Raw genomic sequence first — 14160 nt, 5'->3', positions numbered from 1 at the left:
TTTCATTGCGTCCTAGTTACTATAACCATTTAGGAGGATAATCATGAGATAAAAGTTAAGCGCTTAGTTTTCTTCGGTAGTATAAGTAAAATAGTCCATACGTAATGAATAACATAAGTAAAACTTGTAACTCTACATTTTCTTTTAAAATAGTTGCGACAGAAGATGGTAAGTAAGGTGATGTATCGCTCGTTCCTAAACCTAACCATTTGTTTAAGAGGTTAATGATACAAAATATGAAAACACCGGACCAGCTTGCGATAATTGCTTTTTGTTTAATTTTTGTTTCACGCTCATCATCTGTAATCCAAGGATTAGCAGTTTTATCACTATTAAAAAAGCCATTTATGTATCCCCATATGATCATTCCCATAAAGACGATAATCCATTTCATATTTGTAATCCTCCTCTTCTTGTAAAAAATATTTTACATATATAATTGTAATATTTTCCAAATGTTGATGTCAAACACTTTTTACATTCTACTTTTTAAAATAGCAGGAGTAAAGAAAAAAATAGGGAAGAAATATGTGAGAACATTTTCTAGTGAGAGGAAGAGGAGAATGAAACTTATTTTTGTTCGGCATGGTGAAGGTGAACATACGAAAGATTTACCATTAAGTTTACAAGCAGTGAATCCGCCATTGACGGGCGTGGGAAAGAAGCAGGCTGAATTGCTTCAGTGCGATGTACCATTACAAGAAAAGGATATATTAATCGCTAGTCCTACACTTCGAACTTTACAAACTGCGACAATATGGAGTGCGGAAGTTGCTTGTCAAAAAATTGTTCACCCATATATATCCCCGCGAATTTTTCCTTATCGGGAATCCGCCAAAACATTACCGTGCGATCAATTGTTAGATCGAAAGATAATACAAAACTTATTTCCACATTTTTCATTAGAAGAAAGTAGAAATGAATTGTTATGGAATGAGGGAGTCAATATCATCTTGGAGATGGAATTTCAGCAAATAGTAGATGAATTTCTGCACTGGTGCTATCAGTTAAAAGCAGAAAAAATTTGTATCGTTGCACACGATGGAACAATTACAGCGTATAGGCAATATTTACAGAAAGTCGCTTTAACTAGAGCTGATTTTTTGAAAGAAACGGGTATATATGAAATGGACTTATAGGAGAGGAAATTTGTAATGGAAGAGTTAGGAGAAGATGTGTACGACTTAAATGAGCCGAGAGTATACTTTAGCGTAGCGGAAATTAAGTGATATGCAAAATTGCATATTACACATATTGTAAATGATTGGTATAAGTTTTTGGGGGTGAAACTAGTAGAATCCTTTTTATATAGTGGTGTAAAATCATATGTTGGATTGATAGATTATGTAGATGGAAATGTAGCACTTATGTTTACAATACGCCTATTTTACGGGTTTATTAACCATGACAAAACGTTAGAATAAGTTGTTCGAGAAGCGAGATTAACCGATGAGGAGACATGTACATTTGGAGTATATAAACAATATGAAACGGATTTATTCTATATTCGAATGAATGCGTTTCACATTTAACTCACAGTTTTTTTACATTTTCTTCAATGAAAATGATTATCACATGTGGTATGATATGTTCAAGTTTTTACAGGTAATAAAAGTTACTATATAAACGTTAGTATGTAATGTTTTTTATGTATGTCACAAATTATTCACGATTAACGTTTTAAAAGTAAGTAACTAATGTTATTATATTATCTGTAACTGAATTAATTACAACTTTAGGAGGAAGATATGATTATTCAATTTTTAAGAGAAAACAAAGCAGTTTCTTTTGTATTAGCGATAATTCGAGTGTATCTTGGTTACACATGGGTAATGGCTGGAATCGGTAAACTACAAGGGAAAGGCTTCGATGCAACTGGTTATTTACAAGGTGCAATTGAAAAATCTAAAGGAGCACAACCAGCTGTTCAATCTTGGTGGGCATCATTTTTACAAGATTTTGCAATTCCAAACGTTGATTTATTTAATACACTTGTGACGTGGGGAGAAATTTTAGTCGGAATTGGTTTAATTGTAGGCTGTTTAACAAAAACAGCGGTCTTTTTCGGTCTTGTAATGAACTTTTCCTATATGTTTAGTGGGTCAATTGGTGTGAACCCTGAAATGGTTATTTTATCCATGTTCGTTCTTGTTTCTGGTATGAATGCTGGAAAACTTGGAATTGATGGCTTAGTTATTCCAAAAGTACTAGGATCAAAAATTCAAAAACGCCAAAAGCAAGCTGCTTAATATATGAAAACGGGTATCTCAAAAGGAGATACCCGTTTATTTTTCAGCACTTATAGGATTTTTCTCGAAGAAATCTTTTACATACCCTACAAACTCTTGTGGCTCTTGACGAAATGGAGCATGATAACCTTTTTCAATAATATGGAAAGTGCTATTTTTTAAGAATTGATGATAAGTTTCTCCTTCTTTCCAAGAAACGCTACTATCATTTCTTCCCCATATAATTAAAGTTGGTTGCTTGATTTCAGTTGCATTGATTTGAAGACGCCTAGGCCATAATTTCATTTTATTATAATGCTCTTCATCATTACGCTTGAATTTAACTTTGCTCTCATCATAATCTGCAATAGAAGAAACGGCACTTAAATCAGTCGATAACTTTGGTTTTGGTGAACCTTGTTTATTAACGAACGTATGAGGGCCGCCTGTAGCATCAGTTAAAATAAGGTGGGTAACCGCTTCGGGGTATAAATATGTTAAATTAAGAGAAATTTCTCCGCCCATAGAATGTCCCAGTATTGCGAATGAGTTATACCCTAATTTTTTCATTAACTTATAATACAAATTTGCATGAGTTGGGAAAGAATAATAAAAATCCATCGGTTTAGAGGAACGTCCGAATCCTAAAGCATCAACAGAAATAATCGTATGATCTTTTGCTAAATCTGAGTAAACCTTTTGAAAACCATTGGATGATCCTCCAAATCCATGGATCATAAGTAAAGGTGGTTTTTCATCACCAATCTTTTTAAAGTAAATCGTTTGACCATCTATCTCTACCATTTTTTCCTCGGTAGCTAGTTTCGCTGTAATTGTATTTTTAACTTGTTTTACTTGTTCTACTGGCTTTTCTGCTGCACTACATCCTACTAATAGTGTAAGAGTAAGACAACCTACCATAAAATAGCTAAATCGCTTCAATTAGGTGTCCCCTTTCTAACATAACGCTGCATCTATCATAGCAAATAGTATATTACGATTTCCAGGAAGTTGATTACCATTCTTTATCATAAGAGGTGAAAGGAGCGTTTCCTGGAAATTTTCTGTTTGAAGAAATTGACGGAAAATGAATTGTGAGTGCGGAACATCAATGCGTATTGTCCCATTCCACGAGTTGCAAATTATTTCTAATAACTGAATAGCGTCTTTTTCTTTTTTTGAAATAAGTGGAGTGATACATAGTACATCTCCTTTTTGTATGCATAAAGCAAAAGCATCTATTTGATTATCCCGCTCTATTTTAAAGGAGTAAGTTGCTCTCGATAGTAGTGATAAATAAAGCTTAGAACGATCTGCACCAGTCGCAGTTTGATCAAGAAAAATGAGAGATTGAAGATCGGCTTGCTGAATTTGTTTTATGGGAAAAGAATTTGTACTTATATGAGCCGCTTGTTTTTCGAAACGATGAATTGTTGTTATTGATTGAAATCCATAAGATACATATAAGGATTCACCAGCTTTTGTTGCAATGAGTGTAATAGGGAGCGATGGATAAGTTACTTTTAAGCTATTGTTTAACAAAATACGGCCAATTCCTTTTCTTTGAAAATCAGGATGCACGATTAACATACCGATAGAAGAAAATCCAGGGGCAAACGAAAAGACCCCGCCCGCTGCAATAAGTTTATTCTCATGTACATAGCCAAAAATTGTGCCAATGGAAAGGTACATATGGAATTGCTCTTTCATAAAACTCGCATGCTGTAACCACCCAACTGATTCGCAAAGAGAGAGTAAGGCTGGAATGGAAGATTCGTCTAGTTTTACTGTTTTCATAAAGTTCACCATATTTCTATTTAAATTAGAAAAAATAAGAATAATATTAAGAAATGTAAAATAATAGGTTCGTATTAAAAGAAATCCAACATGTTTATATTTATCTTTGTAAAGGGGAGTATGCTTGATATGAAAAGACAAACTTATACAAATTATAACTTAAATTTACATAAGTTAACAAAAAATTTACATATAACTCATTTTCTCTTAACAGTCTTCTATTAAATTTGATAGTGGGAAATGAATAACCTAATTAGGGGGACAAGACAGTGAAAAAGTTTGTAAAAAAAGCATGGCCATTTGCAGTTGTGGCGTCGTTAGCAGTTACTTCGGTAGCAACATGGAATTTTACGCGTTCTAGTGAGGTTAATGCAGATGAGAACGGAAACAATGCAAAAATTAAAAATGTCATTGTATTAATTGGGGACGGTATGGGGCCTTCATATATGACAGCTCATCGTTATATGAAAGATAATCCAAAAACATTTGAGATGGAATCTACAGAATTTGATAAGCATCTTGTAGGAACACAAAAAACATATCCAGAAGATGAACATGAAAATATTACAGACTCTGCATCGGCAGCTACTGCGATGTCAGCAGGTATAAAAACATATAACGCAGCTATTGCAGTAGATAATGATAAAGCTGAAGTGAAAACAGTATTGGAGCAAGCGAAAGAAAAAGGGAAGTCAACGGGACTCGTTGCAACTTCTGAAATTACGCATGCAACACCAGCTGCATTCGGTGCACATGATATTAGTCGTAAAAATATGGACGCAATTGCAAATGATTACTTTGATGAAAAAATTAAAGGTAAGCATAAAATAGATGTTATGCTTGGCGGGGGCGTAAAGAACTTTGTTAGAAAAGACCGCAATCTTACAGAAGAATTTAAGAAGTCTGGTTATAGTTATGTAACAGATCGTAATCAATTATTAAATGATAAAAGCGATCAAGTTCTTGGCTTATTTGCACCAGGTGGTTTAGACAAAATGATTGACCGTACTGACAAAACACCTTCATTAGAAGATATGACAAATGCAGCGATTGAGCGCTTGAACAAAAATAAAGACGGTTTCTTCTTAATGGTCGAAGGTAGTCAAATTGATTGGGCTGGACATGATAATGATATTGTCGGTGCAATGAGTGAAATGGAAGACTTCGAAAAAGCGTTTAAAGCAGCAATTGAGTTTGCGAAAAAAGATAAGAACACATTAGTTGTTGCAACTGCAGACCATGCTACTGGCGGATTATCTTTAGGTGCGAATGGTGAGTATAACTTTAAAGTAGATCCGATTAAAGCTGCGAAACGTACGCCAGACTTTATGGCAAATGAGATTGTAAAAGGTGCAAATGTAGAAGAAACATTGAAAAAGTATATTGATCTACAATTAACACCAGAAGAAATTAAAGCTGTAAATGATATAGCTCCATCAAAAGATGTAACAAAGATTGATAATGCAATTGAAGATATCTTCAATAAGCGTTCGGTTACAGGTTGGACAACGGGTGGACATACAGGTGAAGATGTGAACGTATATGCATTCGGACCAGGTAAATACTTATTCTCTGGCGTTCAAGAGAATACAAATATAGCTAAACGTGTCTTTGACATCGTTGGCGGTGGCGATCCGAATAAAGGAAGACGCTAATTATAAATGAAAGTGAGGCGAAATGCCTCACTTTTCTTTTTAGGAGATGGAAAGATGAGCGTTTTTTTAGGGAAATTAAGATTCCTTCTAGTATTCGTATTATTGCTAGTTGGATGTCAATCTCAAGAGAATAATATAGAACAAAAATCTGCTGGGAAAACTGAGGAAAAGGTACATATAACGAAAGAAGAAGAGAAATCCATTCAAGATGTTATTGAGGCATTTGTACGGACAACGAATGAAAAAAATCTTGCTGAACATATGGAGTTATTTTCAAAGAAGATGCCTAGTGCTGAAGACTTAAAAACACAAAAGGAAGCGGCATTTCAAAAGGGAAATAAGAAAATAGAGTTAGAACATATGAATATGAAAGCTCTTAAAGGTGGGCTTGTTATTGTTGAAACGGAGGAAAAAGAAGTAGATGGAGGGGTTACTCTTCAGAAGAAAATGCAGTACGCACTTGGAAAAGAAGAAGAAGGGTGGAAGATTGAAGAGGTTCGTACGATAGAGAAGAAATAAAGTGAAACTTTAATCAGTGGGAGTCTTACTGCCCGCAAATAGCGGGATAAAAAGGTTCTCATAGGAGAGAACCTTTTAAAGTGGTAATAAAATTTGATTTGAACATGCTTCAATGTCATCAATATCTTGACGGATTGTTGCCATCTTATTATCGAGGTCTTCAGCTTTCATAGCAGCGTCATGTAGTTCATCTTTCAAATAGTCAGGTATATTTCCTTCATATTTGTAGTAAAGCTTATGTTCTAAACTTGCCCAAAAGTCCATGGCAAGTGTACGTAATTGAATTTCTGCAAAGACATCTTTCGTACCAGAATTTAGGGACAATGGATATTTAATAATCATATGCAAACTTTTATAGCCATTTCCTTTTGGATTAGCAATATAATCTTTTACTTCTACAATTTCCATATCTCCACGATTTTCAATAACTTCTTTTAAATGATAAATATCTTCTACAAAGCAACATGTAATACGGATGCCAATAATATCTTGTAATTGTGTTTGAGCATTTTCAACTGTTGGTGATAAGTTTTTACGCTCAAGCTTCCTAATGATACTTTCGGGTTGTTTAAGTCTTGTTTTTATATGTTCAAACGGGTTGTAGTCTTCTAAAAATTGAGCTTCCCGGTTCATAATTTCAAATTTAGTTTTTAACTCTTCTAAAGCGAATGTATAAGGTAATACAAAAGCTTTCCAGTAGTTAACTGTTGATTGGTTATATTCCATTTATATACACACCTTTTCTTATTTACAAGTGAAGTTGTTATTATACTAAACACCAAATCATGTAGGCGCAAGCAGCAAATGATGAGATCATAAAGCGATATTTAGTTTTCATCTTTTCAACCCCTTTCAAATGAAATTATATATGAATAAACGTCATTGTTAGTAATTTCACTATGTACAATTCCTATAGTAATAGATTCATGTGAAATTCGTATGAACTAATTGTTTCAGCTTTTTGTCTTTTTGCTAATGGTTTTTGGTTTTGTTTGTTATAATTACCTTAAATTGTAATAAAGGAGAGGGTATGATGAATCCAAAAGATAAAGCAAGAAAAGAGAAAGTGGCTCATATTATTGAAATTCCAGATGAATATAGGCTTGTTGTAGATGATCAAGAAGGAGTGGATGATCCTCATCATTTATTATGGTGGGGGCATAAAGAGGATGAGGAGAAACAGATACAAATTTCATTAAATAGGTATACTGGTAATTTATTTGAATTCAGGATAGATGATGAAAATTATTTTTCGAGTGATAAAGAAGCGATAGAGGAGAATAAGGCAAGAGAGATTGCAAATGTATTTATAAAAAAACATGTGGAAGAAGGATTAGAATTTTATACATATGTGTCAGTTAAGGATGACTGGCGTGGTTGGAAAGAAATAAATTATATGCAGGAAGTGAATGGATATCCATTGCCGAATACAGGATGTGTTGTGCGAATCCATCCTTCAGGTAATGTTGTGCATTTTCATTACAATGGACAAAAAGCTATAGAGAAAAAACCGTTATGGCCAATTGAAATTGTTGAGGAGAACGTCGTTTTAGAAACTTTGAGAGCTAGACAAGATATGAGACTTGTATTTGTGGATTTAACACATTCTTCATGTAAATATGAAAATGGTGAGGAAGTAAAAGGCTATCATCTTGTATATGAACCAGAACCTAGTCATGCGTTTATTGATGCAAGTACAGGTAAAGATTTGTTTGACCCAGATCATTATAAATTGCCTCCAACTGTAGCTGTTGAAAAACCGAAAAAAGGTAGTCAACAAGATGATATATTCGATTTATTTGACTGGGATAAAGAAAGTTTTACAAAAGTGGCTGAGACAGAAAATGAAGATGGAATAAGGATGAAATTTGTTTCGAAAGAGGAATTACAAAAACAGAAAGAAGAAAAGAATCCATATTTAATGAATGAATTCTTTAAAAAGCATTTACCGATGTTAAAATATAATAATTTAGTTGGCATTACGATTGATAAATCAACCAATGAATTAATTGGTTTTATAAAACTGGCAGACGATAAAGAAGTAAAACAAATACTGTCTAGAGAGGAATGTTTACAAAAAGCACTTCAATTTTTAGAACATGTTATTCCAGATGTTACACAATATCTTCGCCTTTGGGATGAACGTGACGAAGATGAAGGGATTGAAAGATTTGTCTTTTCAGTATATGTGAATGAAATTCCGGTAGAGTATAGGGAATTCATGGTCAACATTAATACAGAAAATGGTGCTGTGATGCACTACTCGGGAAAACCTAGCAATATAATAGAAGAGTTACTTGCACATGAAACAGCACCAAAAGTAACAAAAGAAAAAGCGTTAGAAATATATAAAGAGGTCATTCGAGTAAAATTAGAATGGTGTATAGATCATGATGCAGAGGAAATGAAATATAAACTGCTGTATAAACAAACGAGGAGTGAAAATCATAAAGAATCCGTCGATTGTAGTCGGAAAATTCGTTACATAGATGCGCAGACTGGAGAGAAAATTTGGAGTGAATATTAGTAAAAGCCAATCGATACATTTCGATTGGCTTTTACTATGTTTATAGAAAAATTTAATGATTAGCGTTGAGTGATTTAAGAATGCCATTAAGTTAAGAGTTCCATATTTACATCGTACAGACACAAACAACCTCATGCCCACATACACATAGTAAAGACCACTATTTTGGCGGAGGTGAAAGGTTTGAGTCTATTCGCCGCAATTGGATATATGGTTCGAGAAGTGTTTGTATTTGTTTCTTATGTGAAGAACAATGCGTTCCCGCAGCCGTTATCATCAGATGATGAGAGAAAGTACTTAGAGTTAATGGAGCAAGGTGATGCTCAAGCGAGAAATCTTTTAATTGAACATAATTTACGGCTTGTAGCTCATATTGTTAAGAAATTCGAAAACACTGGTGAAGATGCAGAAGATTTAATTTCAATTGGTACCATTGGGCTTATTAAAGCGATTGAAAGCTATTCAGCAGGGAAAGGAACTAAGCTTGCAACATATGCAGCACGCTGTATCGAAAATGAAATTTTGATGCATTTACGTGTGCTAAAGAAAACGAAAAAAGACGTTTCACTTCATGATCCGATTGGGCAAGATAAAGAGGGTAATGAAATATCACTTATTGATATATTAAAATCAGAATCTGAAGATGTAATTGATATGATTCAGCTTAGTATGGAGTTAGAAAAAATTAAAGAGTATATCGATATTTTGGACGAACGAGAGAAAGAAGTAATTGTGAAGCGTTTTGGACTTGGGCTTGATAAAGAGAAAACACAGAGGGAGATTGCGAAGGCACTCGGTATTTCAAGAAGCTACGTATCGCGAATTGAAAAGCGTGCTTTAATGAAAATGTTCCATGAATTTGTGCGGGCTGAGAAAGAGAAAAAAGCAAAAGAATAATGTGTATTGTAAGCAGCTACACTTTAAAAGTGGCTGCTTTTCTTTCGGGAAAACGGAAAGAAAACGAGCTGTTCTAAGAAGAAATACATGTTCACTGTTGAAAATGGCGGGTTCTATCTGTAATATTAGAAGGTGCTAAACAATTTAAGAATAAAAATTATACTTAGTTTTTCTTCGTGTATAACGAGACGGCTCCATTCTATATGTGGGAATAAGAACCAATTTTACATATGATATAGAGAGAAAAGAAGGGGAAACTAAAGTTATAGGCTGATTAGGAGGTTTCGTAATTTGCGACGGACATTATATCGACTTATGATCGAACTTACAAATGGTCGTTTTACTTCTTATATATTACGTAAATTTGCACAATCTCGTTTGAGCTCTATCATTATTCCATCGTATGTGAAAGTTTTTCAAATTAATCAAGATGAGATGGAAAAGGGTTTGAAGGAATATGGAACATTGCATGATTTATTTACACGTAGGCTAAAAGAAGGAAAGCGTAGTATTGATACTGATGCATCGAGTATCGTTAGTCCTGTTGATGGTGTTTTTGCTGATCAAGGTCCTATTGAGGATACAAAAACATTCGATATAAAAGGAAAGCGTTATTCAATTGTGGATATGCTAGGTAATGAAGAGCGTGCAAAGCGATATGCAGGCGGTACATATATGGTGATTTATTTGAGTCCAAGTCATTATCATCGCATTCATAGCCCGCTTTCTGGCTCTGTGACTGAAAGATTTGTACTCGGTAGAAAATCATATCCGGTAAATGCAGCGGGTATGGAGTATGGGAAAGAACCATTGTCAAAAAATTATCGCTCTGTTACAGAAGTAAATAGTGACGGCGAACATATGGCACTTGTAAAAGTAGGTGCTATGTTTGTTAATAGTATCGAGCTCCTTCATGAAAGAAGTACTGTTCAAAAAGGTGAAGAGATGGCATACTTTACATTTGGCTCAACAGTTGTTTTATTATTTGAAAAAGATATGATTAAAGCAGTGCAGGAATTGACAAGTGGGCAAGAGCTGCGTCTTGGTGAAAAAATTGCAACCCGAGTATCTCATAAGTAAAGAAAAGGTTTTATAATATACTTATGAAGCTCTAATTAAGAAATGTGGACAAAGATGCTTAATGAAGAAATCCCCTAGATGGGAGTACTTGTTTATTCGAGAGCCATCGCAGGATGGCTCTTTTTACAGGTCAATCAGCAATCTATATGTACTCAAGAAGATTTGACGAGCTTGTCCTCTAACGAGCGTCTAATAATTTCTTGTTTTATAAGTAAAATGAAGTCGGGATTTAATTTTAGTTCTTTTGCTTTATAATAAGACTCAGTGAGTAAATCAGTAGATAACTGTTCCATATGTTTTGTTTTCAAGGTGAGTCACCTCCTAATAATATAAGGATTGATTCGTTGTTGCATTTAATGTACCAAAAAAATATGACAGTCACAAACAAGAGGTTATCCACATAACTCAGTGGATAAAATGTGGATAGATTGTTAGTAAATTCCAAATTGACTGAAAAATTAACGTGGAAAGTGTGTACAAGTTTATCCACAGGTTATCTATCGAAAAATGTTGTCGAAAAATTTTATGAAAAATCCTCAAAGAGGTGAAAGAAATTGAAGTTATTTTTACCAAATGAATATGTGAAAAATATATATCATATTCAACCAGAAGATTTGAAAAAACGTGGAATTAAAGGAGTTATTACGGATTTAGATAACACTTTAATTGAATGGGATCGTCCAAACGCAACGCCACAGCTTGAAGAGTGGTTTTTGAAAATGAAAGAAAATGATATTCAAGTAACGGTCGTTTCAAATAACAACGAGCAACGCGTTAAAGACTTCGCTGACCCATTAGGTATTCCGTTTATTCATAGTGCGCGCAAACCGTTTGTTCGCGCATTTAAGCGTGCGATACATGAGATGCACCTGCAGCCAGATGAAGTTGTAGTAATTGGAGATCAGTTACTAACGGATGTGCTCGGCGGAAATCGTGTGGGACTTCATACAATTTTAGTTGTACCGGTAGCGCAAACGGACGGATTGGTGACACGATTTAATCGGAAAATTGAACGAAGAATTATGAGAAACATGAAGAAAAAAGGCTTAATTAACTGGGAGGAATAAAGTTTGACTGAAACAATTAAATGTATTGGTTGCGGTGTAGAAATTCAAACAGAAAATAAAAATGAAGTAGGATACGCTCCTGTATCATCTTTAGAAAAAGAACAAGTAATTTGCCAACGTTGTTTTCGTTTGAAACATTATAACGAAATTCAAGATGTATCTTTAACAGATGATGATTTCCTTCGTATTTTGAACGGAATTGGACAATCAGACGCACTAGTGGTTAAAATCGTAGATATTTTCGATTTCAATGGTAGCTGGTTACCGGGCTTACATCGTTTTGTAGGGAACAATAAAGTATTACTTGTAGGGAATAAGGCTGACTTAATTCCAAAGTCAGTTAAGCATGATAAAGTAAAACATTGGATGCGCTATAGTGCAAAGCAACTTGGTTTAAAACCAGAAGATGTCTTTTTAATTAGTGCAGCTAAAGGACAAGGAATCGCTGAACTTGCTGATGCAATTGAGCATTACCGCGAGGGTAAAGATGTTTATGTTGTTGGATGTACGAATGTTGGTAAATCAACATTTATTAATCGTATGATTAAAGAGTTTAGTGATGAGACTGAGAATGTAATTACAACATCACATTTCCCAGGAACAACGCTTGATTTAATTGATATCCCATTAGACGAAACGTCATCTTTATACGATACACCAGGTATTATTAATCATCATCAAATGGCGCATTATGTTGGGAAACAAAGCTTAAAGCTTATTACACCGACTACAGAAGTTAAGCCAATGGTATTCCAATTAAATGAAGAACAAACATTATTCTTTGGTGGATTAGCACGATTTGATTATGTAAGTGGGGGCCGTCGTGCATTCACTTGTCATTTCTCAAACCGTTTAACAATCCATCGTACAAAGCTTGAAAAGGCTGATGAATTGTACGAAAAACACGCTGGAGAATTATTGAATCCACCGACACCAGAAGAATTAGAAAATATGCCTAAGTTTGTGAAATATGAATTTAATATTCGTGAGCCGAAAACGGATGTTGTATTCTCTGGATTGGGCTGGGTTACTGTAAATGAATCAGGAGCGAAAATTGTTGCTCATGTACCAAAAGGAGTAAGTGTTTCATTACGTAAATCTTTAATTTAATATGGAGAGGGATTTATGAAACAATTATATGGTGTAATCGGAAATCCAATTGGACATTCATTATCACCCGTTATGCATAACGATGCATTTGAACACTTGAATATGGATGCCCATTACCATGCGTTTCTTGTAGAAGAAGAAGCGCTAGGGGAAGCAGTAAAAGGTTTGAAAGCATTAGGTATTTCAGGATTTAATGTAACGACTCCGCACAAAGTTGCAATTATGGAGTACTTGGATGAGATTGCCCCGTTAGCAAGGCAAATCGGTGCGGTAAATACAGTAGTTCATCGAGATGGAAAATTGATTGGGTATAATACAGATGGAATTGGTTTTGTTCGTGCCCTGCAGTCAATTAGTGAAGATCCACTTCAAGAGAAACGTATTTTATTAATCGGTGCAGGTGGTGCTAGCCGAGCTATTTACTTCTCGCTTGCCGATGTAGGTGTGAAAGAAATTGATATTGCTAATCGTACGAGAGATAAGGCGAAAAACCTTATCTCTGGGTGCATGGCAAATGTTAATTCGCATGCTCTATCGTTAGAATGTGCAGCAGAAAATCAAGGGGAATATGATATTATCATCCAAACAACAACGATAGGTATGCATCCACATGTTGAGTATACGCCGCTGGAAATTCGTTCATTGAAACAAGGAACGATTGTTTCTGATATTATTTATAATCCATTTGAGACGAAAATTTTAGGCGATGCGAAAGAACAAGGTGCAATAATTCAAAATGGAATCGATATGTTCGTTTATCAAGGTGCGCTTGCGTTTGAAATGTGGACAGGGTGTGTGCCGAATATTGATAGAATGAAACAATTAGTAATGAGAGAGCTTGGAGGCTAATTATATGTTAACAGGAAAACAAAAAAGATTTTTACGTGCAAAGGCACATCATTTAACACCGATTTTTCAAGTTGGAAAAGGTGGCGTGAATGAAAATATGGTGAAACAAATTGGAGAAGCATTAGAAGTTCGTGAACTATTTAAAGTGAGCGTATTACAAAACTGTGAATTTGATCGTAGTGAAGTTGCAGAAGAGCTTGCACAAGGTGCACGAGCTGAAATCGTTCAAGTAATCGGAAGCACAATTGTTTTATACAAAGAATCAAGAGAAAATAAGCAGATTAAGCTTCCTCGATAAAAGATATACGTGAGTTATTTCGTAATGGACGCTTGATATGTAGAAAGCGAAACCAATTGAACTTTTATTAACAGTGGGCTCTCTTCGAATTTGTATGGGGAGAGTTGCTGTATGTAAAAGGAAGGAGCGTTTC

At 34.7% G+C, this 14160-nt stretch carries 16 protein-coding genes and 1 pseudogene; 12 read left to right on the top strand and 5 right to left on the bottom strand.

The genetic code is table 11. The features are described from left to right. Nucleotides 1–55 precede the first annotated feature (55 nt). On the bottom strand, nt 56–394 hold the full coding sequence (locus MHH59_RS21785; RefSeq protein WP_002167648.1) for a hypothetical protein: 339 nt from the start codon (nt 392–394) through the stop codon (nt 56–58). A gap of 169 nt (nt 395–563) precedes the next feature. On the opposite strand from MHH59_RS21785, the gene MHH59_RS21780 reads away from it, so the two are divergent. From MHH59_RS21780 to MHH59_RS21770, 3 genes and pseudogenes are all read left to right on the top strand, one after another. Then, nucleotides 564–1139: a histidine phosphatase family protein gene (locus tag MHH59_RS21780; protein ID WP_002129176.1), complete on the top strand. Its 576-nt coding sequence runs from the start codon at nt 564–566 to the stop codon at nt 1137–1139. Further along, nucleotides 1140–1424, top strand: a pseudogene (locus MHH59_RS21775) (delta-aminolevulinic acid dehydratase); the annotation flags it as partial. Between the two features lie 324 nt (nt 1425–1748). Further along, nucleotides 1749–2249, top strand: coding sequence for a DoxX family protein (locus tag MHH59_RS21770; protein WP_002015237.1), 501 nt, complete (start codon nt 1749–1751; stop codon nt 2247–2249). A gap of 36 nt (nt 2250–2285) precedes the next feature. Here MHH59_RS21770 and MHH59_RS21765 read toward each other — a convergent pair whose 3' ends face one another. Both MHH59_RS21765 and MHH59_RS21760 read right to left on the bottom strand, forming a co-directional pair. Further along, on the bottom strand, nt 2286–3170 hold the full coding sequence (locus tag MHH59_RS21765; protein WP_050000297.1) for an alpha/beta fold hydrolase: 885 nt from the start codon (nt 3168–3170) through the stop codon (nt 2286–2288). Between the two features lie 15 nt (nt 3171–3185). Then, a complete protein-coding gene (locus MHH59_RS21760) occupies nt 3186–4025 on the bottom strand; it encodes a GNAT family N-acetyltransferase (RefSeq protein ID WP_002129172.1) in 840 nt (279 codons plus the stop codon). Between the two features lie 269 nt (nt 4026–4294). On the opposite strand from MHH59_RS21760, the gene MHH59_RS21755 reads away from it, so the two are divergent. Together MHH59_RS21755 and MHH59_RS21750 are read left to right on the top strand one after the other, a co-directional pair. After that, entirely contained in the window at nt 4295–5680 is a 1386-nt protein-coding gene (locus MHH59_RS21755) for an alkaline phosphatase (protein ID WP_340852314.1), read from the top strand. Nucleotides 5681–5734: 54 nt separating this feature from the next. After that, nucleotides 5735–6199: a hypothetical protein gene (locus tag MHH59_RS21750; RefSeq protein WP_002129170.1), complete on the top strand. Its 465-nt coding sequence runs from the start codon at nt 5735–5737 to the stop codon at nt 6197–6199. 75 nt (nt 6200–6274) lie between these two features. Here MHH59_RS21750 and MHH59_RS21745 read toward each other — a convergent pair whose 3' ends face one another. Beyond that, entirely contained in the window at nt 6275–6925 is a 651-nt protein-coding gene (locus tag MHH59_RS21745) for a GTP pyrophosphokinase (protein ID WP_002015229.1), read from the bottom strand. A 304-nt stretch (nt 6926–7229) separates the two neighbouring features. Here MHH59_RS21745 and MHH59_RS21740 point away from each other — a divergent pair, with 304 nt between their 5' ends. From MHH59_RS21740 to MHH59_RS21730, 3 genes are all read left to right on the top strand, one after another. Further along, nucleotides 7230–8726 carry a YcdB/YcdC domain-containing protein gene (locus MHH59_RS21740; protein ID WP_340852311.1) on the top strand — a complete coding sequence of 499 codons (1497 nt, stop codon included), beginning with the start codon at nt 7230–7232 and terminating at the stop codon, nt 8724–8726. Between the two features lie 183 nt (nt 8727–8909). Further along, a complete protein-coding gene (gene sigK / locus MHH59_RS21735) occupies nt 8910–9623 on the top strand; it encodes an RNA polymerase sporulation sigma factor SigK (protein ID WP_000051382.1) in 714 nt (237 codons plus the stop codon). Between the two features lie 291 nt (nt 9624–9914). Next, on the top strand, nt 9915–10703 hold the full coding sequence (locus MHH59_RS21730; RefSeq protein WP_002129166.1) for a phosphatidylserine decarboxylase: 789 nt from the start codon (nt 9915–9917) through the stop codon (nt 10701–10703). Between the two features lie 152 nt (nt 10704–10855). On the opposite strand, the gene MHH59_RS21725 is transcribed toward MHH59_RS21730, so the two are convergent. Beyond that, nucleotides 10856–11011, bottom strand: coding sequence for a sporulation histidine kinase inhibitor Sda (locus tag MHH59_RS21725; protein WP_002015226.1), 156 nt, complete (start codon nt 11009–11011; stop codon nt 10856–10858). A gap of 246 nt (nt 11012–11257) precedes the next feature. On the opposite strand from MHH59_RS21725, the gene MHH59_RS21720 reads away from it, so the two are divergent. Genes MHH59_RS21720 through yhbY form a run of 4 tightly spaced genes read left to right on the top strand, consistent with a single transcriptional unit; the run spans nt 11258 to nt 14027 of the window. After that, nucleotides 11258–11770 (top strand): YqeG family HAD IIIA-type phosphatase, encoded by a 513-nt coding sequence (locus MHH59_RS21720; RefSeq protein ID WP_002015225.1) that lies wholly within the window; start codon nt 11258–11260, stop codon nt 11768–11770. A 3-nt stretch (nt 11771–11773) separates the two neighbouring features. Next, nucleotides 11774–12880 carry a ribosome biogenesis GTPase YqeH gene (gene yqeH, locus MHH59_RS21715; RefSeq protein ID WP_002015224.1) on the top strand — a complete coding sequence of 369 codons (1107 nt, stop codon included), beginning with the start codon at nt 11774–11776 and terminating at the stop codon, nt 12878–12880. Between the two features lie 15 nt (nt 12881–12895). Continuing rightward, nucleotides 12896–13729 (top strand): shikimate dehydrogenase, encoded by an 834-nt coding sequence (gene aroE, locus MHH59_RS21710; RefSeq protein WP_002015222.1) that lies wholly within the window; start codon nt 12896–12898, stop codon nt 13727–13729. Nucleotides 13730–13733: 4 nt separating this feature from the next. Continuing rightward, a complete protein-coding gene (yhbY, locus tag MHH59_RS21705) occupies nt 13734–14027 on the top strand; it encodes a ribosome assembly RNA-binding protein YhbY (protein ID WP_002015220.1) in 294 nt (97 codons plus the stop codon). Nucleotides 14028–14160: the final 133 nt, after the last annotated feature.

The organism is Bacillus sp. FSL E2-0195, from assembly GCF_038003645.1.
GTDB lineage: Bacteria > Bacillota > Bacilli > Bacillales > Bacillaceae_G > Bacillus_A > Bacillus_A mycoides.
Note: the sequence above shows the minus strand (reverse complement) of the source record. Positions and strands in the feature narration are given on the sequence as shown.